22 protein-coding genes are annotated in these 26,129 nt (G+C 41.9%); 6 read left to right on the top strand and 16 right to left on the bottom strand.

Features of this window, described 5'->3' with window-relative positions; all coding sequences use genetic code 11:
* Positions 1 to 10 precede the first annotated feature (10 nt).
* Entirely contained in the window at positions 11 to 1,132 is a 1,122-nt protein-coding gene (locus BLQ60_RS11525) for a PilT/PilU family type 4a pilus ATPase (protein ID WP_092620605.1), read from the top strand.
* 86 nt (positions 1,133 to 1,218) lie between these two features.
* On the opposite strand, the gene fur is transcribed toward BLQ60_RS11525, so the two are convergent.
* Positions 1,219 to 1,656: a ferric iron uptake transcriptional regulator gene (gene fur, locus BLQ60_RS11520; protein ID WP_092620602.1), complete on the bottom strand. Its 438-nt coding sequence runs from the start codon at positions 1,654 to 1,656 to the stop codon at positions 1,219 to 1,221.
* Positions 1,657 to 1,765: 109 nt separating this feature from the next.
* On the opposite strand from fur, the gene BLQ60_RS11515 reads away from it, so the two are divergent.
* A complete protein-coding gene (locus BLQ60_RS11515; protein WP_092620599.1) occupies positions 1,766 to 2,164 on the top strand; it encodes an outer membrane protein assembly factor BamE in 399 nt (132 codons plus the stop codon).
* 87 nt (positions 2,165 to 2,251) lie between these two features.
* Here the strand turns inward: BLQ60_RS11515 and BLQ60_RS11510 are convergent, their stop codons facing one another.
* Together BLQ60_RS11510 and BLQ60_RS11505 are read right to left on the bottom strand one after the other, a co-directional pair.
* Positions 2,252 to 3,406, bottom strand: coding sequence for a YheT family hydrolase (locus tag BLQ60_RS11510; RefSeq protein WP_092620596.1), 1,155 nt, complete (start codon positions 3,404 to 3,406; stop codon positions 2,252 to 2,254).
* A 113-nt stretch (positions 3,407 to 3,519) separates the two neighbouring features.
* Positions 3,520 to 3,927 (bottom strand): nuclear transport factor 2 family protein, encoded by a 408-nt coding sequence (locus BLQ60_RS11505; RefSeq protein ID WP_092620698.1) that lies wholly within the window; start codon positions 3,925 to 3,927, stop codon positions 3,520 to 3,522.
* A 457-nt stretch (positions 3,928 to 4,384) separates the two neighbouring features.
* Between BLQ60_RS11505 and BLQ60_RS11500 the strand changes: the two genes are divergently transcribed.
* The 3 genes from BLQ60_RS11500 to BLQ60_RS11490 all read left to right on the top strand — a co-directional run bounded on the left by BLQ60_RS11500 (position 4,385) and on the right by BLQ60_RS11490 (position 8,785).
* Positions 4,385 to 6,187: an acyl-CoA dehydrogenase C-terminal domain-containing protein gene (locus BLQ60_RS11500; protein WP_092620593.1), complete on the top strand. Its 1,803-nt coding sequence runs from the start codon at positions 4,385 to 4,387 to the stop codon at positions 6,185 to 6,187.
* Positions 6,188 to 6,353: 166 nt separating this feature from the next.
* Positions 6,354 to 8,135 carry an acyl-CoA dehydrogenase C-terminal domain-containing protein gene (locus tag BLQ60_RS11495; protein ID WP_092620590.1) on the top strand — a complete coding sequence of 594 codons (1,782 nt, stop codon included), beginning with the start codon at positions 6,354 to 6,356 and terminating at the stop codon, positions 8,133 to 8,135.
* A gap of 161 nt (positions 8,136 to 8,296) precedes the next feature.
* Positions 8,297 to 8,785: a phosphate-starvation-inducible protein PsiE gene (locus tag BLQ60_RS11490; protein WP_092620587.1), complete on the top strand. Its 489-nt coding sequence runs from the start codon at positions 8,297 to 8,299 to the stop codon at positions 8,783 to 8,785.
* A gap of 37 nt (positions 8,786 to 8,822) precedes the next feature.
* Here BLQ60_RS11490 and BLQ60_RS11485 read toward each other — a convergent pair whose 3' ends face one another.
* Positions 8,823 to 9,194, bottom strand: a complete 372-nt coding sequence (locus tag BLQ60_RS11485; RefSeq protein ID WP_092620583.1) for an RcnB family protein — start codon at positions 9,192 to 9,194, stop codon at positions 8,823 to 8,825.
* Between the two features lie 300 nt (positions 9,195 to 9,494).
* Complete coding sequence (locus BLQ60_RS11480; RefSeq protein ID WP_092620580.1) at positions 9,495 to 9,935, bottom strand: RcnB family protein; 441 nt, start codon at positions 9,933 to 9,935, stop codon at positions 9,495 to 9,497.
* 140 nt (positions 9,936 to 10,075) lie between these two features.
* Between BLQ60_RS11480 and BLQ60_RS11475 the strand changes: the two genes are divergently transcribed.
* On the top strand, positions 10,076 to 10,477 hold the full coding sequence (locus BLQ60_RS11475; RefSeq protein WP_378235232.1) for a hypothetical protein: 402 nt from the start codon (positions 10,076 to 10,078) through the stop codon (positions 10,475 to 10,477).
* A 16-nt stretch (positions 10,478 to 10,493) separates the two neighbouring features.
* Here the strand turns inward: BLQ60_RS11475 and BLQ60_RS11470 are convergent, their stop codons facing one another.
* From BLQ60_RS11470 to BLQ60_RS11420, 11 genes are all read right to left on the bottom strand, one after another.
* Positions 10,494 to 11,297 carry a hypothetical protein gene (locus BLQ60_RS11470; protein ID WP_092620574.1) on the bottom strand — a complete coding sequence of 268 codons (804 nt, stop codon included), beginning with the start codon at positions 11,295 to 11,297 and terminating at the stop codon, positions 10,494 to 10,496.
* A gap of 66 nt (positions 11,298 to 11,363) precedes the next feature.
* Positions 11,364 to 12,197 (bottom strand): tRNA threonylcarbamoyladenosine dehydratase, encoded by an 834-nt coding sequence (locus BLQ60_RS11465; RefSeq protein WP_092620571.1) that lies wholly within the window; start codon positions 12,195 to 12,197, stop codon positions 11,364 to 11,366.
* A gap of 127 nt (positions 12,198 to 12,324) precedes the next feature.
* Positions 12,325 to 13,161 (bottom strand): TatD family hydrolase, encoded by an 837-nt coding sequence (locus tag BLQ60_RS11460; RefSeq protein WP_092620568.1) that lies wholly within the window; start codon positions 13,159 to 13,161, stop codon positions 12,325 to 12,327.
* 21 nt (positions 13,162 to 13,182) lie between these two features.
* Complete coding sequence (locus tag BLQ60_RS11455) at positions 13,183 to 14,328, bottom strand: RsiV family protein (RefSeq protein WP_092620565.1); 1,146 nt, start codon at positions 14,326 to 14,328, stop codon at positions 13,183 to 13,185.
* 82 nt (positions 14,329 to 14,410) lie between these two features.
* A complete protein-coding gene (locus BLQ60_RS11450; RefSeq protein WP_092620562.1) occupies positions 14,411 to 15,352 on the bottom strand; it encodes a hypothetical protein in 942 nt (313 codons plus the stop codon).
* 171 nt (positions 15,353 to 15,523) lie between these two features.
* On the bottom strand, positions 15,524 to 17,113 hold the full coding sequence (locus BLQ60_RS11445) for a peptide chain release factor 3 (protein WP_092620559.1): 1,590 nt from the start codon (positions 17,111 to 17,113) through the stop codon (positions 15,524 to 15,526).
* A 188-nt stretch (positions 17,114 to 17,301) separates the two neighbouring features.
* Positions 17,302 to 20,403, bottom strand: a complete 3,102-nt coding sequence (locus BLQ60_RS11440; RefSeq protein ID WP_092620556.1) for a type I restriction endonuclease subunit R — start codon at positions 20,401 to 20,403, stop codon at positions 17,302 to 17,304.
* A gap of 31 nt (positions 20,404 to 20,434) precedes the next feature.
* Positions 20,435 to 21,412 (bottom strand): DUF3644 domain-containing protein, encoded by a 978-nt coding sequence (locus tag BLQ60_RS11435; protein WP_092620553.1) that lies wholly within the window; start codon positions 21,410 to 21,412, stop codon positions 20,435 to 20,437.
* The gene (locus BLQ60_RS11430) at positions 21,405 to 22,775 is read right to left on the bottom strand and encodes a restriction endonuclease subunit S (RefSeq protein ID WP_092620550.1); all 1,371 of its coding nucleotides are present in this window, start codon (positions 22,773 to 22,775) and stop codon (positions 21,405 to 21,407) included. Before BLQ60_RS11430 ends, BLQ60_RS11435 begins: the two co-directional genes overlap by 8 nt.
* Complete coding sequence (locus BLQ60_RS11425; RefSeq protein ID WP_092620547.1) at positions 22,772 to 24,205, bottom strand: AlbA family DNA-binding domain-containing protein; 1,434 nt, start codon at positions 24,203 to 24,205, stop codon at positions 22,772 to 22,774. Before BLQ60_RS11425 ends, BLQ60_RS11430 begins: the two co-directional genes overlap by 4 nt.
* Positions 24,195 to 25,925 (bottom strand): class I SAM-dependent DNA methyltransferase, encoded by a 1,731-nt coding sequence (locus BLQ60_RS11420; RefSeq protein WP_004678400.1) that lies wholly within the window; start codon positions 25,923 to 25,925, stop codon positions 24,195 to 24,197. Before BLQ60_RS11420 ends, BLQ60_RS11425 begins: the two co-directional genes overlap by 11 nt.
* Between the last annotated feature and the right edge of the window lie 204 nt (positions 25,926 to 26,129).

The raw sequence follows: 26,129 nt of genomic DNA, 5'->3' as shown, positions 1-26,129 counted from the left end.
AATTGAAAAAATGGACTTTAATGACTTACTCAAACTGATGATCGAAAAAAACGCTTCGGATTTATTTATTTCCGCCGAAGTTGAACCCTCGATGAAAGTACAAGGGCAAATCTTACCCGTGACCAAAAGCAAGCTCAGCCCTGAGATCATTTCTCAGCTGATGCATGCCATCATGAATGAAAAACAACGGGAAGAGTTTGCCAGCACACGTGAGTGCAACTTTGCCATTACCGATCGTGAAAAAACTGCACGTTTTCGTGTCAGCGCATTTCAACAGCGTGATATGCCAGGGATGGTACTGCGTAAAATCGAGACCAAAATCCCAACGCCTGAGTCGCTGAAACTGCCGCCAATCTTAAAAGAACTCGCCATGACCAAACGTGGCATTATTTTATTCGTTGGTGCGACAGGTACAGGTAAATCGACCTCATTGGCATCGCTGATTGGCTATCGTAATCAAAACTCTCGTGGTCATATCATTACCATCGAAGATCCGATCGAGTATGTGCATCAACACGCAGGTTGTATCATTACCCAGCGTGAAGTCGGTATTGATACTGATTCCTTTGAAATCGCATTGAAAAATACCTTACGTCAGGCGCCTGATGTGATTCTGATTGGTGAGATTCGTTCTCGTGAAGTCATGGACTATGCGGTGGCTTTCGCCGAAACAGGTCACTTAGTGTTTGCCACACTGCACGCCAACAACGCCAACCAAGCGCTGGATCGTATTATTCACTTCTTTGATGCCGATCGTCACAGCCAGCTTTACATGGATTTGTCCTTGAATTTGAAATCGATCATCGCCCAACAACTGGTGCCGACCAAAGATGGCAAAAGTCGCCGTGCAGCGATTGAGGTGATGATTAACTCGCCACTGATGCAGGATTATATCCGTAAGGGTGAAATCCATGAGCTCAAAGACTTGATGAAACGCTCTCGTGAGCTGGGTATGCAGACTTTTGACCAAGCTCTGTTTGATCTGTACAAAGCAGGTGAAATCACCTACGAAGATGCGCTGAAGCATTCGGACTCTCCGAACGATTTGCGTCTACAAATTAAATTGGCAGAGAGTGATGCGAATTCGCTACTCAAAGAAAGCGGGAAAGGCTTGTTTATCCAGCACGATTAGACCGCCCGCCAGACCGCTTGAAAACAAAAAAAGGTGTAACTGAAACAGTGCACCTTTTTTGCTTTGATGAATACATCAAAAAAAGATCATTTCTTTTTCAATGCGTCTTGGCATTCTGGCTCATCGCAATAACCATATAAGTTCAAAGAATGACCAGTTAGGGTGAAATTGAACTTATCTGCAATCGCATGTTGCTCGTGCTCGATCACTTCATTGGTGAATTCAACCACTTTATTACAATTTTGACACACAAGATGGTCGTGATGATCTTCTTGCATAATTTCAAAAACAGAGTGGTTATTATCGAAGTGATGGCGCTGGATAATACCCGCCGCTTCAAACTGCGTTAACACACGGTAAACCGTTGCCAAACCAACATCTTCACCCTGTTCGAGCAAAGTTTTGTAGATATCCTCTGCACTTAAATGATGTTGTTTTGAATTTTCTAATAGTTCTAAAATCTTAATTCGGGGCAAAGTCACCTTTAGCCCAGCTTTACGCAAATCCTGATTTGTAATCGGCATGAATATAAACTCTCAACAAAATTAAGTGGTCATAGGCAAACATACTTTGATAAAGTATGATCTAAACTTTATCTTAGCGCATTTAATATTTGTGGGATAGTGTAGCAAAATGCAAAAAATTCTGTTGTCAATTTTCATGACCACCATCATCTCTGGCTGTTCTGTACTCGGCGTCTATAAGATAGACATCCCACAGGGCGCACCGCTAACTCAAGCGCAAGCATCGCAAGTGAAAGTGGGCATGACACCACAACAGGTGCGTTTCTTACTGGGCACACCAACAGTCAGTGATCCTTTAAACCCTTTGCGTTGGGACTACATCTATAACTTTATCCCAGGTACATATGCCAAAAAAGCAGATATTCCTGAAAGCAAAGGTCAGCATCTACGCATTTACTTTAACGAATCTGGCGTAGTTTCGCAAATCGAAGGCTTGGAAACCATTCCAGAGTCACAACCTGGTCTACCAGGCTCTAAAGAAGCGATTCTGACTGCACCAAAATTGTAACTCATAATCATTTTCATTTGTGTAAAAAAGCATGGACTCCTCCATGCTTTTTTGTATCTTGCTGCGATTTTTACGATTTCCTAAGCATCACGATGCGGTGTGATGAGACTGTTTTAAGAAGTCTGCGATCAACTTGGTTGACCATGCTTCAGGATGGCGCAAGCCTTCATAAAAGCCACAATGACTGCCCTTCTTGGTGGTGATCACCATCACATTTTGCATTGCGCTAACTTGGGCTTTGTACGGCTCAAAGTTGCGAATATGACAGACTGGATCATCTTCAGCATTGAGGATCATCAAAGGCACTTGGATATTTTCAAACACATGGATCGGATTGATCGCCTGATCATAGTCGTCGTAGCTGGCAAAACCTGCAAATTGATAATGATGACGATGCACGTGGGTCAGCTCTTTTTGCGCTAACAAATGAGACAGTCCTGTATTGGATTGCCATACTGGGGTGTGCGGGCGGACAAAGGTATTCAGCACTTTATTTGCCATATAGCGACTATAAAAGGGATGCATATGATCAAAGCCCGTTTCTAAGTTATAACCCGGCGACAGTGCAAAAGCGGCACGAAATAGCGAATTCTCCCCTGCTTCACCTAAATAACGCACCAACAAACTGGTGCCAGCCGAGCTACCGACCCCATATAACGTCGACTGCGGATAAAGCGCCGTAATGTGTGCCAGTTGTTCACGCAAATCATCCACTGAACCAAACAGACAGAACTGCCCCACAGGCATCGGCAACTGCGCATGTCCACGGCGAATACACAAGGCGATACGCCAGCCCGTATAACGATGCAAATCTTTGACCAATTCTCGCATCGAATCTGGCGAGCCCGTAATGGTATGCAATAACACAATGGTCGGCGTATCCGCAGGAAGATCCTTGCCATACCATGCAATCGCTGTCACACCGCCATCGTGCATCTGCAATTGTTCAATATGATCATATTGGAGTTGCACCTTCTTTTTACGGATTACATCAAAATATAAAAGATGCGCATGGGTATTTGACAGCCACGGCGTTGGACGGTAAGGCTGGGTGAGCTGTGGTAAAACATCCGTAATATGCTGAAAAGTACCCGTGGGGTTGTAATACAATTTTGGGGTTTCTGCGCCAGCCCATTGTTCGATTTGATTGGAAATTTTGGGTAAAAGTTGCCGATCAATACGATGCTTAACTTGATTTTTAACTCGGCTTTTCAGTTGGGAGAATAACTGCGACTTCGCCATAAAAACAGCTCCAATACATCTGATGGATAAACAAAAATCAACATCGCATGATAAACATGACACTCAGCAAGAATCAAATACCGATGCCATGTTGATCTTTTAAAGCAATTTTTTTACTGCGGTTGAAAGGCTTTAATGCGTTCGCCCATTTGTGCAGCCAAGGCTTCCAGTCCACGTTTTGGTCGAATCATCACTTCAAACTCTACGATCTGACCTTGATCATCAAAGCGAATCATATCAATGCCCTTGAGCTGATCTTCACCAATATTGGCAGAAAATTCGAGCACGACATTATGACCATCATCACTCACAAAACTGCGATGATAGGTAAAGTTTTCAAAGACCTGAATCACATTTTGCAAAATAAAGCTCACCACCGCTTTGCCAGGATATGGGTTAAATGCCACAGGTGAATAAAACACCACGCTCTCAGCAAGGATCTGCTCAAGCACGCTCATGTCTCGAGTTGCAACCATTTCATGCCAGCGTTGCAATGTCTGCTGTACTGCTGGCGATGCCATGTTATTTGATGTGTTGTTCATTTTCATTCTCCACGTCAGGTTGTGCATGATCTTAATCGATCATTCTGTTTTTCTAATATAATCCCATTTTTCAATCTATGCAATTTGTTGCATAGATAAAAAATGTCGCCAGCGTCATCCGTAAGAGTTGTGATAAAACATCACTGGTTTAAATTATTACAAGACATATTTTCACTATCTATTTGATGCCATTTTCTTTACATTAATGGGCAGAAAATATCGTCAAACCGTGGAATGTTTGACTTCGGAGTCACAAGGATATGCCTTGAAACTCTTGTGCAGACCCGTCATATATAGCACGATGGATTTACTTTTTAATTTGATCGTTTTTGTGCTTGACATTGTGCCAAGCGCATCGCATTGATCAGTTAAAACCACCTGTTCAATACAATTTTTTTAATAAAATCTGGTTCAACCAGTATTGAGGAACACAGACATGCCACAATACACCGCACCCTTACGTGATATGCAATTTGTTTTGCATGAATTATTAAACGCAAACGATCACTACGCAAAACTGCCTGCATATGCAGAAACCGTAAGCCGTGAATTGGTTGATCAATACCTCGAAACTGCTGCTGATTTCTGTGTCAATGAACTTGCACCACTCAACCAAGTCGGCGACCGTGAAGGTTGTACTTGGAATGATGGCGTGGTGACCACCCCGACTGGCTTTAAAGAAGCCTATCAAAAATATATCGAGCTTGGCTTCCCGTCACTTGCTGCAGAAGAGCAATATGGCGGTCAAGCATTGCCTGTATCACTCAGTAATGTGATTTCTGAGATGGTCGGCACATCGAACTGGGCTTGGGGCATGTATCCAGGTCTATCGCACGGTGCGGTACGTACTGTCGAGCATCATGGTTCTGATGAGCAAAAAAACACTTATTTGCCTAAACTTGTTTCAGGTGAATGGACAGGTACCATGTGCTTGACAGAATCTCATGCAGGTTCTGACTTGGGTATTATACGTTCTAAAGCGGAACCTCAAGCTGACGGTAGCTATGCGATCTCTGGTGAAAAAATCTTTATCTCAGCGGGCGAGCATGACATGGCTGAGAACATCATCCATATCGTTCTAGCACGCCTACCTGGTGCACCGAAAGGTACCAAAGGTATTTCGCTATTCATCGTTCCAAAATTCAATGTCAACGCTGACGGTTCACTCGGTGAGCGTAATGCAGTACGTTGTGGTTCGATCGAACACAAAATGGGTATCCACGGTAATGCGACTTGCGTGATCAACTTCGATCAAGCCAAAGGTTACTTGATTGGCCCTGAAAACCGTGGTCTAAACTGCATGTTCACCTTCATGAACACCGCACGTATCGGTACTGCGATTCAAGGTCTTTGTGCTTCTGAAGGATCATTCCAAGGCGCTGTGACTTATGCACGTGACCGTTTGGCAATGCGTTCGTTGTCTGGTCCTAAAGCACCTGAGAAAGAAGCTGATCCAATCATCGTTCACCCTGCTGTACGCAACATGCTATTGACGCAAAAATCATTTGCTGAAGCAGGTCGTGCACTGGTTTACTTCTTGTCTTTGCATGCCGATATCGTTGAGCAAGGCGCAACTGAAGAAGAGCGTAAATACTCTGACAACATCTTGTCATTCTTGACGCCGATCGCTAAAGCATTCTTGACTGAAACAGGTTCTGAATCTGCCAAACACGGTGTACAAGTGTTCGGTGGTCACGGCTTTATCTCTGAGCACGGCATGGAGCAGATCGTTCGTGATACACGTATTGCGTGTCTATACGAAGGTACCACTGAGATTCAAGCGATTGACTTGTTGGGTCGTAAAGTATTGCAATCACAAGGTGCGATGCTCAAAGACTTCACCAAGATCATTCACAAATTCTGCGAAGCAAACAAAGACAATGCGGACATGAAAGAGTTCGTTGAGCCACTTGCAGCACTCAACAAAGAATGGGGTGAGATCACCATGCAGATCGCACTCAAAGCACAGCAAAACCCTGATGAAGTCGGTGCGGCTGCGGTTGATTACTTGTACTTCTCAGGCTATGTCACTTTGGCTTACTTCTGGGCGGACATGGCTCGCCTTGCACAGCAAAAATTGGCAGAAGGTTCAACTGAGACTGCATTCTACAATGCAAAAGTCACGACTGCTCGCTTCTACTTCAGCAAAATCTTGCCACGTACCAAGTCGCACGTTGCGGTAATGGCTACGGGTAATGCACCACTTGCTGCTTTGGCTGCGGATGACTTCATTATCTAAATAATGATGTTGCAATTTCAGATTTGATTTTTGTTAAATCTTGAAATAAAAAACTGTAAAAAAGGCTGACTGATGTGTCAGCCTTTTTCATTTTGATTCGCATATAATCCTTGTGTTCAAACATTTTATTGTTCCAACTATAGCAATGCAAAATAGGTAAAAGACTATGCCAGTTTATAATGCGCCACTTACGGATATGCGTTTTATCCTGAACGATGTATTTAATGCTGACCAATTTTGGCAAGCCAATGAAAAATTAGCGCACGTTGACTCAGCAACAGCCGAAGCCATCTTAGAAGAAATGGCAAAGTTTGCACAAAACGTGACCTTGCCACTGAACCGTACAGGTGATGAAGAAGGCGCACGCTGGGAAAATGGCGATGTGTTCACCCCTGCTGGCTTCAAAGAAGCCTTCCGCCAATACGCTGAAGGCGGTTGGATCGGTCTCGGTGCTGATGAGGAATGGGGCGGTCAAGCCATGCCAAAAATGCTGACTGTGCTTGCAGATGAGATGCTATTCGCCACCAACCCATCATTCATGCTCTATCCGCTACTTTCTGTAGGCGCTGGTATGGCACTCAGCAGCTACGCTTCTCAAGAACAAAAAGAAACCTATTTGCCAAAAATCTACTCAGGTGAATGGGCTGGTACCATGTGCTTGACTGAACCGCATGCAGGTACAGATTTGGGCATTATCAAAACCAAAGCTGAGCCAAATACTGATGGTTCATATAACATCACAGGCACCAAAATCTTTATTACGGGTGGCGACAACGACTTGGCGGAAAACATTATCCACCTTGTTTTGGCTAAAACTCCTGATGCACCTGCGGGCTCTCGTGGTATTTCATTGTTCATCGTACCAAAATATTTGGTCAATGAAGATGGTTCTAAAGGCGAGCGCAATGCGGCGGGCCCAGGTTCAATCGAACACAAGATGGGCATCAAAGCCTCTGCAACCTGTGTGATGAACTTTGACGGCGCCAAAGGCTTCCTCGTTGGTAAAGAAAATGAAGGTCTGGCTGCAATGTTCGTGATGATGAACTACGAACGCCTGTCGATGGGTATTCAAGGCATCGGCGCTTCTGAGTTTGCTTATCAAAACGCTGCACAATATGCCACAGATCGTATTCAAGGTCGTAGTGCAACTGGCGCAAAATCGCCTGATAAAGCGGCTGACAGCATCTTGGTACACGGTGATGTACGTCGTATGTTGCTCAATGTGCGTGCCAATAACGAAGCATCTCGTGCTTTCGCTGTGTATGTCGGTCAACAGCTCGACATCACCAAGTTCTCAACAGATGCCGAAGCAGTGAAAAAAGCCAATGACCGTGTAGCACTGCTTACGCCTATTGCCAAAGCCTACTTAACCGATACCGCTTTCCAAGCGACTTTGGATGCACAAATGGTGTTCGGTGGTCATGGTTATATTCGTGAATGGGGCATGGAACAATGCATCCGTGACTTGCGTATTGCGCAGATTTACGAAGGCACCAACGGCGTACAATCACAAGATTTGATCGGTCGTAAAACCATTAAATGTGGTGGCGCATTCATCGCTGAATACATCAGTGAAATCCGTGATGAAGTGAATCAACTCGGCTCTGAATTGAACTTTATCAAAGACGCAACACTGGATGCGGCGACTGAAGTTGAATCGATCACACAATACATTCTTGAGCAATCGAAAGAAAATGCAGATTATTCAAATGGTGTGGCAGTGGATTATCTCCATGCAGTTGGTCTACTCAGCTTTAGCTATATGTTTGCAAAAATTGCCAATGCAGCAAGCCAAAAAGACGGCGAATTCTTTGCCAATAAAGTACAGCTCGCTCGCTACTTCGTTGCCCGTATCTTACCTGATCTCAAAGCACGTTTAGTTCGTATTCAATCGAGCACCGATTTGGTGATGGGCTTTGATGAAGACTACTTTACCAATCAGTCTTAAGTTGCACTGACAGTACCATAAACCTAAAAACCTGCTTACGAGCAGGTTTTTTTACATCCATGAAAAGTAAAAATCAGCGCAAATTCACAGGATTGGCATATATTTCGCTTACGCTTTTACATCATTGAATTGAATACTGCATTTTTTAATGCTGGAGTGCGATGAAACGAGAGTTTAAAAAAGTCGAAAACACTTTAGACCACATCGGGCACTATCTGGTGGAAGCCTTTCATTATCTGATGCTGGCGCTAATTGGCTGTATGGTGATTTGGTCTGCGGTACACACCACGATTGATATTTTTACCGTCAAGAAATTTGCAACGATTGATGATATTTTACTGCTCTTTATCTATTTGGAATTGGGGGCAATGGTTGGGATTTACTTTAAAACCAATCACATGCCTGTACGTTTCTTGATATATGTGGCGATCACTGCGCTGACTCGCTTGCTCATTGCTGATATTCAACATGATCACAAAGCCGATTGGGATTTGCTCATTGTCACTGGGGCGATTTTATTACTCGCTGTGGCGATATTAATCGTCCGTTTTGCTTCGTGGCACTATCCATCGGTGATTCGTGCCAAACATCGTGAGCATGAGCTTCCGCTAGGCAAAACGCCACGACCAGAAGATGACGAGCTGGCTTAGCCCATCATCTAAACAGCATATTTAATGCTTTGCTATTTTAGTAACCGTGACCGAGCAAAATGCTGGCAATCACACCTGTTACCACGGAAATCAGGATATATTCACCGTCAATCTCGACCCAACGATGTCCACGTGGTGGTTTAGACAAGTGATGATCACGCCAATCATCGACATAGTATCGGTTATTACGATATTGGCTTGGTAGGCGATCGCCCTTGCTAAAACGGCGGTCATCTCGATCATAGCGCCCACGATCATTATGACGGTCTTGATGGTCATCACGATCATCTCCACCGTGATTTTTATCATAGCCCCACGCTGGCGCATGTGATGGCGGTGCAGCAAAAGCAACGGTTGAACCCGCAAGCATGGTCAGACTGAGTACAATGGCACGCATTGGCTTATTCATGATGTTCTCCTCTTGGAATAATTCCACTATAGCGAAACAAATCTCAGCAAATATGGACGTTGGTTAAGCAGATACATTGAAATGTAAGGCTGTGTACAAACTCGGCGAATCATGAAGATTTATCAAATCGGCATGGTTTAAGCACGTAGATCACTCATCTGTGCGCTTTTGGGAAATTCGTAATACGCACATTTCTGCATCAAAAAAGCTGAATGTCCGAAAACATTCAGCTTTTTCAAATCGCTTTGGTTCGTGTTCCAACCAGATTAATTTACATATTACAACGATTCAAAAACGATATTAAGAACCTAGAATGATGCTCGCAATCACACCAGTCACGACAGATATCAATACATAGTCACCATCTACTTTGACCCAACGTTGGTTTTTACCTGGTTTAGGCAATTTGTGTTTTTTGTAGTCGACATGGTTATCACGATATTGCTTCGGCAACTTTTGACCACGTTTGTAATCGCTATGCTTGGTACTTTTTTTCACTTGGTGTTGCGGTTGTGATTTATGCGCACTTTGTTTTGGTTGAGATTTTTGCTGGGTTTGATGCTGTGCTGGTGCTTTATGGTCATTGCCCTGCTTTTTAGAATCCTGCTGTTTTGAATTCTGCTTTTTCGCATCATGTTGCTCATGCTGATTTTGTTCAGGACCTTGTGGTGCTGCAAACGCAACCGTTGACCCTGCAAGCATTGATAAACTTAAAAGTACTGCGCTAATTTGTTTGTTCATTAGATCACTCCTCTTGGATAAGCACAATTTAAATGAGAATCTCCGAGTGAATATGGATATTGGTTATGTTCATGCATTAAAATGTTAAACAATGTAGCTGATCTACATAAAATAGAGGTGTAGCGTTGAATTTTGAACAAATTACGGATTTTTTAAAGCGTATTCCGAGTATTGGCGATGATGGTCTCATCGCACATGGCGCAGATGGTGAGCATGCGTGGTGGGTCAAATTTAAAATTGATGTTGAGCATCCACTGGCTTGGCAGACGGTACAAGAGCTTGGGCATGTATTAAATTATCTGTCGACCAATGAACGCTTGCCAACGCAGTTTTTGCCTGTTTCACCGCCACCGTATATGAATGGCGAAGCGAAAGAGTTTCTCGCTTGGGTAATTCAGTGCAATCATGCCGAGTTTTCACCTGATGTGGTTTGTGAATGGCTTGAAGGTCGCTTGCCGAATCCTGTCGACGATCTGGAAAAGTGGAAAATCGAAACCGATATTAACAATCTCGATAAAATCATCGAAGATCAAAAAAGTTAAACCGTGCTGAATGCGTTTAATGTGAATACGCATCAAGATAGGCTTGAGGCGATTCACAATACGGTAAGATCAAATAATTATTTTCCAAGATCAATGTCTTGAGTTTATCCTGATCTGCCACAGCGAGCGGATACACTTGCGCAAGGTCGTGCAATATTGTCTCGACCTTGCTGTGATCAAAGCGCTCTGTTTTGATCCAGTACAGTAAACTTGCGCCAATCCCGATAAACTCAAAACCATAGGTTGCCAGATGACGAATTAATGTGAAGTTTTCAAAGCTATTAAAATCCGCACTGAAATAGCCGTTGGGAAATATCGCAATTTTTTCAGCATCATCTGTAAGTGTTGCCACTTTGACAATGATCTGAGTATCTAATACAGGAAGTGGATGCTCGTTGATGCGTAAAATCGCTTGGATATCGTCTGCATCGTAGTATTTGGTTTTTTCAGCAAGCTGTTTGAGTTGTTTTTGATTCGCCTGCGCATGCAATTGCTGAACATAATGTGCAACAGCTAAGGGCTGAATATTTTTATAGGCAATGTCCCACGCCTCATCGTCATCGCCAACATCCTCAAAATGAGCTTCACTGTCAAAATACAAGGCTTCATCTTCGATGGCATGCATCGAGGTATATTCTGCCTGTGGGATGTCATCTAAGATCAGCAAAACCTTTTTCGGCTGGAGTTGCTGTTTGATTGAGGCATAGTCATTGAGTATATCTTGCCAATTACTCAGCTCTGTGATGGTTGCATAGCGCTCAATATGCTGTGCTTCAAGATTAATACTTTCATCCGTTGCTGTAATCTGTATTTGCGTCATGCGATCTTCCCTTTGTGTGGCTATGCGTGATCTATACCGCTTTGCTATCGTTTATAACAAGCAGAATCACTTCTTGGAAGTCGTGGCAAGTTTTTTTAACACTTCAGCCACAGCGACCATGGCAAAGCTACTGGTCACCACCACCGCAGAACCATACCCACCACAGCGCAAACCTGCACTTGTATCAACATCACAGGCATCTACATTGGAAAAAGGATTATCCACTGAATACACGCAAGTAATGCCAAATTTTTCTTTTGGCTTTTTACAAATCCCTTTACTTCTAAGCTGTGTACGCAGTTTGGCAAGCATCGGGTCTTGTTCGGTTTTGGATAAATCCGCCACACGAATCTTCAGCGGATCCAATTTTCCACCTGCACCGCCTGATACGATCAACGGAATCTTGTTAAATCGGCAATGTAGCATCAACGCCAGCTTGGCTTTGACATCATCAATACAGTCTAAGATCACATCAGGACGATCTGCCAATAAATCGGCGACGTTATCAGGTGTGAGAAAATCATCAACCAGTTCAATCTGTATCTGCGGATTAATCTCACGGCAACGCTGTGCCATCACGTCAATCTTGGCATGTCCAAAGGTTGAACTGAGCGCAGGCAGTTGACGATTGACATTCGATGCGACAATCACATCCATATCAATCAAAGTCAGTTTGCCGACACCTGAGCGAGCCAATGCTTCCACCGCCCAAGAGCCGACACCGCCAATACCAATGAGCATGACATGACTGTTTTCAAACGTCTGAAAACTCGATTCGCCATAGATTTTATTGGCACCTGCAAAACGGCGTTCATAATCCGTTTGATCTATTGCTGATAGGTTGGAATCCTTTGGATTGTCTTGGTTTGAGTTTTCTGGGCTTGGCAATGTGTTAGACATAGGTAGAGTTTAAAGTTAGGCATTAAAACATGAAGCATGATTATACGTGAAAGCTATGTCGAAAAGCAGTGTGGTGAATCTTTAGCAGTTTTTTTAAATTTATTTTGTTTAATTTTTTACTGAACTATTAGGGTTTTGATAAATGCAAACATTCCAAACTATTTTGCCAAAGTTGCGCAGCCAGTGTGGCTTTGTTCATTTTCAAGTGTTTTAAATCCAAAGCCTCAGCCAAACCATCGAGCACATAAGGCAAATTGGCAGGCGTATTGCGGGTTCTAGTTTCTGTAGAAAGCTGACAACACAGTGGTGTCATATCAGGACAATCTGTTTCTAACACCAAATCTTCAACCGCTACACTACGCACCACATCGTGCAAGCGCTTGGCATTGGGGTTGGTGATCTGCCCTGTCACACCGATTTTAAAACCCAATTTGACAAAGGCTTTGGCTTCCTCCACGCCACCGCTAAAGGCATGCGCAATACCGCCATGTTTGAAATGATGTTGTTTTAAAATTTTCAAGACATCGCCATGTGATTTACGAATATGCAGTAATACAGGCTTGTCGAACTGTGTTGCTAAATCCAGTTGTGCTGAAAAATATTCGGCTTGAAGCTGTTTGACCTCATCGGTTTTATGACGTTTTTCAAAGCTGTCTAAACCAATCTCACCAACCGCAACACAGTCATGTTGTTTGAGAAAATTTTCTAAATCCTCCAAATGTTGTCGCTGATGTTGCTCGATATAGAACGGATGCAAGCCAGGCGCAAGATAACTTTTGGGCACATCCGATAACTGATCTAAAAATTGATGTATCGCCAAAAGGTCTGCAAAACGATTTTGTAAAAAGCCAATGAGAATCAACGCTTGCACACCACCTTGATACGCCTGTTCGGCGAGCTGTTGCCGATCTGGGTCAAAATCCTCCACATCAAAGTGAGTATGCGTATCAAACAGTTGAATCATCGTGATTCCGCCATCAAGGCTTTATTTCGATGCTGATTTTTCAGCTTGAACATGTGTACTATCAGCTTTTTGCTGTTCAGCTTTTGCCAATTCCGCTTTCGCTTGGATCGGCAAATATTGATCTTTAATCACACCGTGTAAATATTCATACGGAATGACTAATCGAGGTAATCCAACCACATAGGGACCGATTTCATATTCGCCATATTGCAAAATTAATCCTGTCGGACTCAAATAAAAATTATCCGTCGAGGTGAATTTCCACAACTTCTGATATTCATCGACATCCATATCAGGCTGAGTCGATTTGATCCATTGCTCAAAGGCTTGATGCGCAAGGTCATTAAACTTGGCACGTTGCCCTTGCTCTAAGATTTCATCCAAGCTCAATAAGGTTTCGGTCTCTAGCTCAAAGTTAAAATATTGCTGTGCAGCACTACCATGTGCACCGCCGACATAGTTTTCCGCATTGACCACCACGGTTGCGATAGGTCCTTTCGGATTGAGCACTTGGGGCTTCAAGAACAAGGTCAGCTTCGCCGCAGAGCCGAGTTGTTTCACTTCATTGGACAATAACAAAAATTGATCCAGATACGGTTGCAGCTCATTTGGTTGATTATTGGCTTGGGTCAGGGTTTCTGCTTTCTCAGCCTCGATGCGATTAATCGTTTTATTTTCTGCTGGTTGCGGTGCACTTTCAGCGGCTTTGGCATCGGCTACAGGATTCTTACCATCTGCATTTTGATCATCTTGACGCTGTTGATGGCTGACTGTGGTCATATCAAAGCCACGCACCAAATTTTTCACATAATTTAAAATATACAAATCCACCGCTTGATCGAGCTTTGGATAATTACTGCTGAGATGCTGAATGGTGATCTCGGGACAGACTTCGCCTTCACACGCTGGAATTTGAACTGGCACATCTTCAATCTTGGCTTGTAGACCGACTTCGGCAGTTTGCTCGGTGTGTGTGCTTTGCTCAGGTTTTGCTTCAGGCTTTTTTTGACAGGCACTGAGACTTAACGCCATCGCCAGACTAAGCGCCAGTAGCTGAAAGGGTTTAAATTTTTGTCTTGTCATTTGAGTTGCATGTTGTGTGTTCGCCAACCCATGACGTGATGCATGCTGGCGAGATGCTTGCGCTGTGCTTGGCACATGTTTCATAGTCAACCTTTTAATTTTAGAGCAATAAAATTTTTATTTAGCATAGCATTGCCGCGCATAATTACACGTAAAGTATTGTGTTTTAAGGTGCAAAATTGAGCTGTTTTCGTAGCCCTGCTTTGAACCATTGTTGTGATTGTGTAGGGTTGAGATAGATCGTGAAATCTTCACCCTGTATTTCTTCACATTGCTTACATAAATCGTCAAAGCGATAATAGATGGCGATACCCTGCTCATCAAAAAACCAATCTTGATTTGCCCAATAAATTTTTGCAGGCAGTTTGCTTTGGATCGCAGTCGATTGCTTGTCTCGCCATGCTTGATATTGAGTTTGTAGAAAGTTGCTAAAGGCAACACGTTGATTTTCATTGATCACATCATACAGCCGTAATTGTTGCTGTGCCTTCCGATCCACCACGTAAAAATATTGCCGCTCAGGCACGCTGTCTTCGCCAAGTTGATAGCTACTATTGATGATCAATAATGCCAGCTCGTTCTGTTGCATAGCGACTCGTGGCTTGAGATACATCGACCATGCTTGCGGTTTCTCATGTTTATTTTCGGCTAACTGTGTTTCACGCCATGCATCGGAGCGCTGCACAAATTCATTGACTGCTCGTTGTAAGCTGAGCTTCTGTGAAATCCCCAATTGCTGACGGATCAAATCGGCGGTTTGCGCTTTGACAAAAGTATTAAACCATTGATCCTTACTTTTAAAACCAAAGACTTCAACGTCGATACAATATTCATCTTCACAAAACGGCAGTGCATAATCGGCAATCACAGGCATCGCCACCAAATTGGCATAGCCTTGCTTTTGCACTTGTTCTTGTTCGACTTTTTCCTGCTTCTGCTCAGCTGTAGGCTCATTACAGGCGATGAGGTTCAGTATCAGTGGAATGATTGCAACTTTCAGCAGAAACCCATCAAAACTTGTTCGTTGATCGTGCGCCCGCCGATGAAGTTTTAATTTATTATTGATTTGACTAGATATTTTAATTTGACTAGATATTTTAAAATGCATGTTGTCCTGTTACCCCAATGCGAATTTATGACATTTTTCTAAATTCGCATGTCCAAATCGTATCATTTTTTGATTTTGTGTTTCGATGCAATGTATAACAAAAAAGAGTGTATTGTCACACTCTTTTTTGTACTTTACGGTCTTGATTTTGCCTAATAAAGCAAACTTCGATTAATGCTCACGTGTCGCACGGAACTGTATATCAGGATAACGCTCTTGCATCAGCTGTAGATTGACCCGACTCGGCGCAAGATAAGTCAGATGACCGCCACCATCAATCGACAATTGATCATGCGCTTTCTTCTTAAATTCATTGAACTTTTTATCATCATCACAATGCACCCAGCGCACGGTATTGATATTCACAGGCTCGTAAATACAATCGACCTTGTATTCTTCCTTCAGACGATACGCTACCACGTCGAACTGGAGCACACCGACCGCACCAACGATCAAATCATTGCTATTTTGTGGCATAAAGACTTGGGTTGCACCCTCTTCCGAAAGCTCCTTTAAGCCTTTTTGCAACTGCTTAGATTTCAAAGGATCTTTTAAACGGACACGGCGGAACATCTCAGGCGCAAAGTGCGGAATGCCCGTGAAATGCAGATTTTCACCGCTGGTAAAGGTATCGCCAATCTGAATCGTGCCGTGATTGTGCAGACCGATAATGTCGCCTGGCCATGCCTCTTCGAGTTGTTCACGTTCACCCGCAAGGAAAGTTAAGGCATCGCTAATACGCACGTCTTTGCCGATGCGCACATGATTCATTTTTAAGCCTTTTTCATATTTACCTGAGCAGACTCGCATGAAGGCAATACGGTCACGATGTTTTGGATCCATGTTGGCTTGGATTTTAAAGACAAAACCACTAAAGCCTGATTCAGTTGCCTCAACCACACGCTCTTCCGTTGGATGCGCTTTCGGTTCGGGCGCCCATTCCAAGAAGGCATCCAAGACATGATCGACGGCAAAGTTACCGAGTGCTGTACCGAATAACACAGGCGTTTGCTTGCCTTGTAAAAATAATTCACGATCCAGTGGTTCATTGGCAAGTTGGACTAATTCCAAAGATTCTTCAAAAGCAGCAAATGCGAGATCGCCCACTTTCTCCCGAATATCTGCATGGTCATAGCCATCACGTACTTCGATCTCGGTAATGGTCGAGCCAAAACCTGCCTTATAAATGTACAGCTTGTCTTCGAGTAAGCTATACACACCAGCAAAATCACGTCCCATACCGAGTGGCCAAGTGATCGGCACACATTGGATTTTCAGGACATTTTCGATCTCATCAAGGAGCTCAAGCGGTTCACGGATTTCACGATCCATCTTGTTGACGAAAGAGATGATCGGCGTATCACGCATCCGACACACTTCCATCAATTTAATGGTTCGTTCCTCGACCCCTTTTGCCCCATCGATCACCATCAAGGCAGAATCGACCGCAGTCAAGGTACGATAGGTATCTTCCGAGAAATCTTCATGCCCCGGTGTATCGAGTAGGTTAATGGTGTGATTTTTATATGGAAATTGCATCACCGAAGTGGTGATCGAGATACCACGTTCCTTTTCCATTTCCATCCAGTCAGAGGTTGCTGAGCGATCGGACTTACGGCTTTTCACCATGCCTGCGACCTGAATGGCTTTACCCCATAACAGTAATTTTTCTGTCATGGTGGTCTTCCCCGCATCGGGGTGGGAAATGATCGCAAAGGTGCGACGTGATTTAACTTCTTGAATGAGCTGTGTATTCGACATGGGTAAAATCTACAATAGCGATACCGCCATGTGTCAGCGATAGCCAACTAGAGCACGGTAAAATGAAAATTAAAATTGGCGCAATTGTAGCAGATTTCCATCACTTTTATGTGATGTTGATCAGTTCAGAATTATCCACAATTCATGCTCTTAATAAGAAGCAGAACAACCTGCTCCTTAACCTTATATCAGCTTGTCCAAGCATTCGATAACATTTCAGCCTGCTTCATTATTAGTTCAATCGCTTCAGCTGCTTTATCAGGTGGATATTTCCAACGTTGTAAAGTACGACGCACCAATATTTTAAGCTGAGCACGTACACTATCTCGAACTTGCCAATCTACAGTTGTCGATTTACGCAATCTCTCAGTGATTTCACGAGCAATTTGTTTTAACGTATCATCACCCAATTCACGCACCGCACTTTCATTGTTTGCTAAAGCATCATAGAAAGCGATTTCATCAGGATTCAAACCTAGCGAAGCTTCACGTTCCATTTCAGCTTGAAACTCTTTCGCCATTTGTATCAGTTCTTCAATGACTTGAGAGGTCTCAATCGCACGGTTGTTATATTTCCTTAGCGTTTCTTGTAAACGATCTGAGAAGCGTTTTTCTTGCACAAGATTATTACGAGTTTTTGCCTTGATACCATCATTCAATAATTTTTCTAATAATTCGACTGCCAAGTTACGATATGGCATTTGTCGAACATCTTCTAAAAACTCATCTGACAGCAAACCAATATTGGGTTTATCTAAACCACATAGAGCAAATACATCAGCCACACCATCGGCAACAACAGCATTATCCAAAATTTGTTTAAGCGTACTGTCCTTTTCAGCTTGTGATAATTTACGATCAACAGAAGTATGCTTACTAATCACCGATTTAATGGCTGAATAAAATGCAATTTCCTTATGTAGTGTTTTGGCTTCATCCAACGTACCACACAATGAAAAGGCTTTATTGACTGCAAGCACTAAATCCAAGAAACGTTTTTTGCCATCTTTAAGACTTAGCACATAGTTAGCTGCTGGAATGATCAAACGATGTGCTTGCGTTTCATAACCACTTAGATCTAATCCAGTTTGGTCATTGGTCTTCGCAAACATTCCACGAATGGCATCCATTTTTTCAGCAAGTACGGCATAGGCTTCTTCCGCACGTAAGGTTGGCTCACCTTTTCCTTTGGCATCAGTATAAGTTTTTAATGCCTGCTTTAACTCATTGGCAATCCCAAGATAGTCAACGACCAAACCACCTTGCTTGTCTTTAAAAACACGGTTGACTCGTGCAATTGCCTGCATGAGATTATGCCCTTTCATTGGTTTGTCGATATACATGGTATGCGTACATGGTGCATCAAAACCTGTCAGCCACATGTCACGCACAATCACCAAATGCAAAGGATCATTCACATCTTTAAAACGTTTCTCTAAACTTTTCTTCACTTGCTTATTATAAATATGAGGCTGTAGCAATGGCTTATCCGATGCTGAACCTGTCATCACAATTTTGATTTTTCCTTTTTTCGGATCATCATCATGCCAATCTGGGCGCAGAGCAATAATTTCATTATACAAATGCACACAAATTTCACGGCTCATAGTCACAATCATGCCTTTGCCTACTATAGCTTCAGTACGGGCTTCAAAGTGCGTCACCAAATCCACAGCAATCTGTTTCAGGCGTGGGGTTGCCCCCACTAATTTTTCTAAGCGACTCCATTCCCCTTTGGTCTTTTCACGATTACCGACATCTTCTTCATCTTCTACCACTTCATCGACTTGATCAGAGAGCGCCTCGATTTCAGCCTTATTAATATCCAATTTTGCCAAGCGGGATTCATAATAGATTGGCACGGTTGCGCCATCCTCTACCGCATCTTGAATATCATAAATGGAAACATAATCACCAAAGACAGCTCGAGTGTCTTTATCTTCACTGGAAATAGGCGTACCTGTAAAACCAATAAAGGCTGCATTCTTTAAAGCATCACGCATATGCTTGGCATAGCCAAATTTATAAGTCCCGTCATTAGACAGTTTGGCCTTGAGTCCATATTGGCTACGGTGGGCTTCATCTGACATCACCACAATATTGTGCCGACCATTCAGTAATGGATGCTCAGTTTCTCCATCAAGCAAAGCAAACTTTTGTACCGTGGTAAAAATAATTCCGCCTGATTCACGTTCAGCAAGGAGTTGTCTCAGCTCATCACGATTATTGGCTTGTACTGGCGTTTGTTTTAATAATTCTTGTGCTTGACTAAAGGTTTCAAATAGTTGTCCATCCAAGTCATTACGATCAGTGACAATCAATAATGTCGGGTTATGCATAGCGGGTTGTTGAAGTAGCTTGCCTGCATAGCAACACATCGAGATACTTTTACCTGAACCTTGGGTATGCCAAACCACGCCTGCTTTCTTACTACCTGTAGGATTAGCGGCGGCAATGGTGGCTTGAACAGCTTCACGCACTGCATGGAACTGGTGATAGCCTGCAATTTTCTTAATGGTCTTTTCGCCATCGGTTTCAAACAACACAAAGAAACGCATGTAGTCCAAAAACAATTCACGATCAAAAAAGCCACGTATGACGGTTTCTAGCTCCCATTCTAACTGAGGCTTATCATCTTCATTTTTAATGGTACGCCAAGGCAAAAAGCGTTCTTGGCTTGCGGTCAATGAACCGACACGCGCAGTCACGCCATCACTAACTACAAGGGCTTCATTAAAAATAAACAGATCGGATATTTCTTCTTTATAGGTTTGCAGTTGGTTAAAGGCATCCCAAATATCTGCATTTTCATCGGTGGGGCTTTTTAGCTCAAGTACAGCAAACGGAATACCGTTGATAAAGCAGATGATGTCAGGGCGTCTAGGTTGTTTGGTGCCTTGGATAGTAAATTGATTGATTGCGACAAAGCGATTTTGGTAAACATGATTGAAATCGACCAAAAAAGCATGGTCATTCACCCAGTCATCTTCTTTTTTATAGCTGATGGGCACACCTTCCAGTAACATGTGATGAGAAGCACGGTTATTGGTCACTAAGTCCAGACTTTCAGGCTGATTCAGCTTTTGTAAGACTTGCTCAAAACAGCTTGCAGGTAAATGCGGATTCAAGCGTTCAAAGGCAGCATTTAAGTCGGATTCAATTAAGACTTGTTTATAGTCTTTGCGTAAAGGGTTACTGCTGTCAGGGGCAATATCGACACCATGAACAACGTCCCAACCATTTTCGGAGAACCAGTCTAAGCATAGGTTTTCGAGTTGTGTTTCGTTCATAAATCAACCTTAGAGTGCATGCTACTTTTTATCATTTATAAAGCTCGCCTTTACTTTGACAATGTTTTCTGACTTCATCTAACCAACTTTCATACCAGTACCATTGTTTCCCACCAACCATTACTCCAAAATTATTTTTTTTATTCTTGGCATCTTTTAATTTCCAAAAATCTGTATGCTTATGCATCGTAAATTTTGAATAACCCTCACCTTGCATTATATCTATAATTTGTTTTGGTAAAAATTTCGCCTTCTCAGTTTCTTTAATTACGGTATATTCTTTATTAATAGCGCTCGCTAATGGGGAATCACTTTTCACAAATTCAATAACCCTATCTGCCTGCCCTTTTCTATTTGCAGTTTTAGCTACAAATAACACTCTATAAGCATAATTAGGATGTCCATATTCATCATCAGATAAACTTTCATCGAAATCTCTGATATAGCCCTGGATATTGCCAGGTAGATTACTTTGATCTTTTAAAAGATCTTTCTGTTCAGTGGAAATTGTTGAAAACTGTAGACTAAATGACAGATGTTGATCTATTCCAAAGTCATTTGAAAATAAATTTTTTATGTACTTATTATAATTCAAACAGCAAGCTTGAAATCTCGCACTCAATAGATCATCAATTCTCGATGTCATCTGATGTTCAATTTCATGACGCAACCCAATCAAAAATTTTAGGTTATTAATAGCATCCCTATCTATAGGACAAGCTGTATCATTTAAACATCTTTCAAGTTCCCAATGCTTACATGCACCGTACTTTGTTTTATCAAAGACTCTGCGCCTCCCTTTTAGGGTGAAAAATCTATATTCGATACCTTTGTCTCTGAAATAGGCATGTAACAAATAAGTCCAAGCAATTATGATGAGAACAGTGAATGCTTCAGCTTTAAATGTAATATTTGGATTATTAAAAATCTGTACAGCAGATAGCGCGGCCTCTCTCGATTTTTTTATTAATTCTAACTTTACTGAATTTACACGACGGTTTCTAGCCATCAATTACATCCCCTAGAGCTACCTCACCCGACAATAATTTTGGTAATAGAGTATCTCTTAACATTGCCAGATTTATAATTTCTTGTTTCAACAATGATTCTTTTTCATAGAAGGGAGCTACTATTTTTGCATATCTCAAAAAAAGATGCTCTTCTGGTTTAATCACCTGTAAGCTTTTCATATCTGCTACAGTAATATGACCCAATCCTGTAGTTTGCTTATTTGTAGCCAGACGAATTAATGTAGGTTTTAGATATTTCAATAAATAATAAACAAAATAAGTTTGTCCTTTATTTTTAGTGTTGATTTTAAAAATATGCTGATTTAACCAACCATCTCCACCAAACCACTTAAAGACGTCTAAAGAAGTCTCTGGGCTACCAGACCACGAGTAAAAAATGTCCCCAGAGCTAACTTTATATTTCTTATCAAAAGTTGAATTCGTATATTTTGTTTGAGCAGATAATCCTTGCTTCAACTCAGCAATTTTTATAATTGGTAATCCTTTAGTATTTGAAGAAAAATCTTTCGCTTTAAATGCAGCTCCATTTACAAACTCTGCTGTATCATAAAGTGATTGTAGTCCCCACCCCTTCGGCACTTCCCCCAACTCACTCTCTATCAACTCATCTGGAAATAATGCGGCAGTGGCTTGTAACTCAGCAAAATCTTCCTTTGCCATTTGCTCAAGCTCAGCTTCACTTTTACCACTAATCGCACACATAGCGGCAAATTCAGGGTCTTGCCCTGTTTGTTTTGCAGTAATTTTGGCACGGACAGGGTCAAAGTCGATAAACCAGCTTTTAAAGATAGCTTGGGCGATAGATTCTAAGGTTTGGTTGAGTTGATCATTGAGATGAATTTTGTCATCTAAAGTGGAAAGAACTTTAGCTATCTTTTTCTGTACATTTATAGATATAGGTATATTGACATTGATATGTAAAAAAGTTTCTTTAGTAATAGTATCAAATACAGCTCCATGTGTTTTCTGTTTTAACTCTCTAACCTTTATCTTTAATAAATAGTATAAATAATCATTAATAATTACATTATTTTTTCCTCTTAAACCATAACAAGATTGATTAAATGCCATTGGCATTGATAATTGAGCAAGACAACCGACAGTGCCTCTTGCAGATATAATTATATCTCCAGTATTTAATAATTTAGTACTACTACCAACTAAGCCTTGTTGAGTAATTCTTTCTACAGTCGATGCAACGTATCTCTTATCATTATTAAAATCTACAACTGACAACCATGGAATATCCCCTCCCCAAAAACTAGGATTATCTCGTTTTGGTGTACCTCCACCAATAATTTCTATAATTTCGTTTAATTGATAAGTAGCAAAATCATTCACGCTTCACCCCCAAATTCTTTCTTAATCGCCCAATAGCCACGAGTTCCACCCACACGCTCAAGCCAATCCGCATCTTTTAAATGATTCAGATGCTTTTGTAAGGCAGACTGATTAATGCCAAGTTGCTCTGCCAAAGAGCGATAAGAAACTTTCGGATTACGCTGAATTAAAACTAAAATTTCTTGTTGGCGTTCGGTGAGTTGATTTGCTTCGATTGCACCACCTAAACCCTCTATTACACCACTTGAATGATCAATTGCACCACCTATTGCACCACTTTCCAAATCAATCACAGGACGGTATAGCTTCACATCAAAAAAATCATTGGTTTCTAAAAATTCAGGTGTTGCCAGTTTTTCAGCTTCACACATCTGCCTGATCCGTTGCAGACCACTACCCCAATGCTCAATATAACCTAGCTCTCGGAATACACGAGCCAATACCCGATTACGAATTTCCGAACGTCCCTGTAACAAGTCCGCTTCAGTTAAACCATTGGGTAATCCACCTGGGGAAACGATATTGACCAAATCATCATACACAGCCACTTTAATATTGCGTCCAAAGTTGCTGTAATCTCGATGCACATAAGCATTGACTAAGGCTTCACGGATGGCATTTTCTGGAATTTCCAAAAAGTCATAACGCTTTAAGCCACGAATTTCGGCACGTAGTGACAAATGGTTTTTAATAAAAATTTCGGCTTGCTCAATTTGTGAAAACAAGTCACCTGTATATTCTTTACGGTCTAAAAACACGCTCATATTGGTGCCTTTAAATCGGGCGCATTGGGTCATCACATGCTCATATTGACCGAGCAAGATCAATAAACCATGACTGGCATAACGCTGTCCTTGCTCTTCAATCACCAGTTTCAGATTCAACATCTTTTCTAAAGTCAGTGTTTTATCAGCAGCTTTGAACGCTCCTTCCAAGACCGTTAAATCGAGCTTTTCTAAAGGATATTGATAATTGGCTAAGGCATCAAAACTGATATTCAACCTTTGCAATTCCAGTTGTTGAATATGCTCAGGCGATGCTACACGGTTACTCGCACCTAGGCGGATATATGTGCCTTGCTCACGTCCTACAGATTTAAGGTAATACGGAAATAAACTACCTCGTGCGACTTCCACAACCAATAGTTCAACACCATCTATATTCTCAATATAGATTTGTGCTGCAAGTTGTGGGGCACACAACTCATAAATCATGGACGTGATTTTATCTTGCAACTCAAAAATATCATCTTGAATCCCAACCAACTGCCGATCATCAGTGACTCCAACAATCAACTTACCGCCACTACTATTGGCAAAGGCAATTAATGTCTTGGCGATCTGCTGTCCTTTCGGTAACTGCTGTTTAAACTCTAGCGTTTTGCTTTCGCCTTTTTGAATCTCAAGTAGCAACGGTTGATCAGAACTCATAACCTAAGCCTTTTAAGTTCTTTTTGATTTCACTTTCCAGTACAGCACTTTCAGCAAATTGCTGTTTCAGTTGCCCTGTTAAGCGTGCCATCTTCTCGGCAAAAGGTTCTCCATCATCTTCCTGCTCGACTGCGCCCACATAACGTCCTGGGGTCAGTACATAATCATGCTTCTGAATGTCTTTTAACTCAGCCGAGAAACAAAAGCCTTTTTCATCCTGATAAGCTTCACCTTCAAAATTTTCACCTTGTTGCCAAGCGTGTAAGGCATTGGTAATTTTGGCAATATCTGCATCAGTAAAGTCACGCAGTACACGATCTTTCATATAGCCCAAGTTACGAGCGTCAATAAATAAAGTCTTGCCCTCACGATTGGCTTTCTTTTTATCTAGGGATAAACCATTCTTTTTATCTTTGGTCAGAAACCAAATACAGGCAGGGATTTGCGTATTGGTAAACAGTTGCCCTGGCAATGCCACGATACATTCGACCAAATCTGCTTCAATCAGGTTTTTACGGATTTCACCCTCATTGTTGGTATTGGAACTCATCGAACCATTGGCAAGCAAAAGTGCCATACTGCCCGTTGGTGATAGATGGTGCAGCATGTGCTGCATCCAAGCAAAGTTGGCATTGCCTTGAGGAGGTGTGCCGTATTTCCAACGTACATCGCTTTCCAGTGAAGCATGCCACCAATCTTTGATATTAAACGGTGGATTTGCCATGACGAAATCAGCACGCAAGTCTGGATGCTGATCATCTAAAAATGTATCGGCATTCTTTTTACCAAAGTTAAAATCAATGCCACGAATTGCCATATTCATGGCAGCAAGTTTCCAAGTAGTTGGATTGCTTTCTTGTCCGTAAATCGAAATATGCTTTTTCTGTTCAGATGCTTTGTAATGCTTTTCCTGTGCGTGTTGTTCAATGAACTTTTCACTCGACACAAAGAAACCACCTGAACCCATTGCAGGGTCATAGACTCGACCTTTATAAGGTTGCAGCATTTCTACAATCAAGGTCACGATACTTTTAGGTGTGTAATATTGCCCACCTTGTTTTCCCTCAGCTAACGCAAACTGCCCTAAAAAGTATTCGTAGACATGCCCGAGAATATCCTTACTGTGCAGACTGAGTTTTTCACCATTGTATTCAGGCTTGGTAAAACTTGTATCTGAAAATGTATTGATCAAATCCAACAGCTTGTCGTTATCTAGCTGATACTGCCCGATTCGATTCAGAATACCTTTTAATTTAGGGTTGGCTTTCTCAATTTCATCAAAAGCATTATCAACTAACCAAGAGATAGAACGTAGTTTGACATCTTGTCCATGTTCATCTTGCCAAATAATCGAACCAATTGCTAAAGCTGCTGTATTTTGTAATGTTGTCCAACGTGCTGCTTTTGGCACCCAAAACACATTTTTTTCTTGATAATAATCAATAATTTCTAATTCATCAGCGATTGCTTGTTGATATTCTTCTTCTGTGTCGTATTGATCACGAGGCATGTAATAGATGTTGTGATCATCCGCTTGAGCAAATAAATCTTTAAGTTCAGACTGACGTTCATCAAAAGCATCTGATACATATTTTAGGAAAATTAATCCAAGCACAATATGCTTGTAGTTGGCAGCATCTAAGCTACTACGTAATTTATCAGCGGCTTTCCAAAGCTTATCATCTAAGTCATTTAGAAACTTTTGTTCCAATGAGTTCATTCTTTATCCTCGATCAATGGTCAACCGCTGTGGTTTTATACTTAATGTTCAATAGTTTATTACGTTAGCACATCTAAGGCGAGAGAAAAGCCATATACCGCACAAAAAACAAAGAGATATACTATTTTATATTTTAATCGCTTGCTTAAGTACAAATTTTGGCACTTCTGCACTAGTACGACTGGACTGATCCCAGTATCTTAG

The organism is Acinetobacter marinus (assembly GCF_900096915.1).
GTDB lineage: Bacteria > Pseudomonadota > Gammaproteobacteria > Pseudomonadales > Moraxellaceae > Acinetobacter > Acinetobacter marinus.
The sequence above is the reverse complement of the archived record's forward strand: the minus strand, read 5'-3'. Positions and strand labels throughout refer to the sequence as shown.

Coding starts and splice junctions, on each gene's coding strand:
- BLQ60_RS11485 (WP_092620583.1), bottom strand. CDS start 9,194: ATGAATAAGCCAATGCGTGCCATTGTACTCAGTCTGACCATGCTTGCG.
- BLQ60_RS11435 (WP_092620553.1), bottom strand. CDS start 21,412: ATGGCTAGAAACCGTCGTGTAAATTCAGTAAAGTTAGAATTAATAAAA.
- BLQ60_RS11440 (WP_092620556.1), bottom strand. CDS start 20,403: ATGAACGAAACACAACTCGAAAACCTATGCTTAGACTGGTTCTCCGAA.
- BLQ60_RS11525 (WP_092620605.1), top strand. CDS start 11: ATGGACTTTAATGACTTACTCAAACTGATGATCGAAAAAAACGCTTCG.
- BLQ60_RS11455 (WP_092620565.1), bottom strand. CDS start 14,328: ATGAAACATGTGCCAAGCACAGCGCAAGCATCTCGCCAGCATGCATCA.
- BLQ60_RS11420 (WP_004678400.1), bottom strand. CDS start 25,925: ATGAACTCATTGGAACAAAAGTTTCTAAATGACTTAGATGATAAGCTT.
- BLQ60_RS11495 (WP_092620590.1), top strand. CDS start 6,354: ATGCCAGTTTATAATGCGCCACTTACGGATATGCGTTTTATCCTGAAC.
- BLQ60_RS11425 (WP_092620547.1), bottom strand. CDS start 24,205: ATGAGTTCTGATCAACCGTTGCTACTTGAGATTCAAAAAGGCGAAAGC.
- BLQ60_RS11515 (WP_092620599.1), top strand. CDS start 1,766: ATGCAAAAAATTCTGTTGTCAATTTTCATGACCACCATCATCTCTGGC.
- BLQ60_RS11510 (WP_092620596.1), bottom strand. CDS start 3,406: ATGGCGAAGTCGCAGTTATTCTCCCAACTGAAAAGCCGAGTTAAAAAT.
- BLQ60_RS11490 (WP_092620587.1), top strand. CDS start 8,297: ATGAAACGAGAGTTTAAAAAAGTCGAAAACACTTTAGACCACATCGGG.
- BLQ60_RS11480 (WP_092620580.1), bottom strand. CDS start 9,935: ATGAACAAACAAATTAGCGCAGTACTTTTAAGTTTATCAATGCTTGCA.
- BLQ60_RS11470 (WP_092620574.1), bottom strand. CDS start 11,297: ATGACGCAAATACAGATTACAGCAACGGATGAAAGTATTAATCTTGAA.
- BLQ60_RS11505 (WP_092620698.1), bottom strand. CDS start 3,927: ATGGCATCGCCAGCAGTACAGCAGACATTGCAACGCTGGCATGAAATG.
- fur (WP_092620602.1), bottom strand. CDS start 1,656: ATGCCGATTACAAATCAGGATTTGCGTAAAGCTGGGCTAAAGGTGACT.
- BLQ60_RS11460 (WP_092620568.1), bottom strand. CDS start 13,161: ATGATTCAACTGTTTGATACGCATACTCACTTTGATGTGGAGGATTTT.
- BLQ60_RS11465 (WP_092620571.1), bottom strand. CDS start 12,197: ATGTCTAACACATTGCCAAGCCCAGAAAACTCAAACCAAGACAATCCA.
- BLQ60_RS11500 (WP_092620593.1), top strand. CDS start 4,385: ATGCCACAATACACCGCACCCTTACGTGATATGCAATTTGTTTTGCAT.
- BLQ60_RS11445 (WP_092620559.1), bottom strand. CDS start 17,113: ATGTCGAATACACAGCTCATTCAAGAAGTTAAATCACGTCGCACCTTT.
- BLQ60_RS11450 (WP_092620562.1), bottom strand. CDS start 15,352: ATGCATTTTAAAATATCTAGTCAAATTAAAATATCTAGTCAAATCAAT.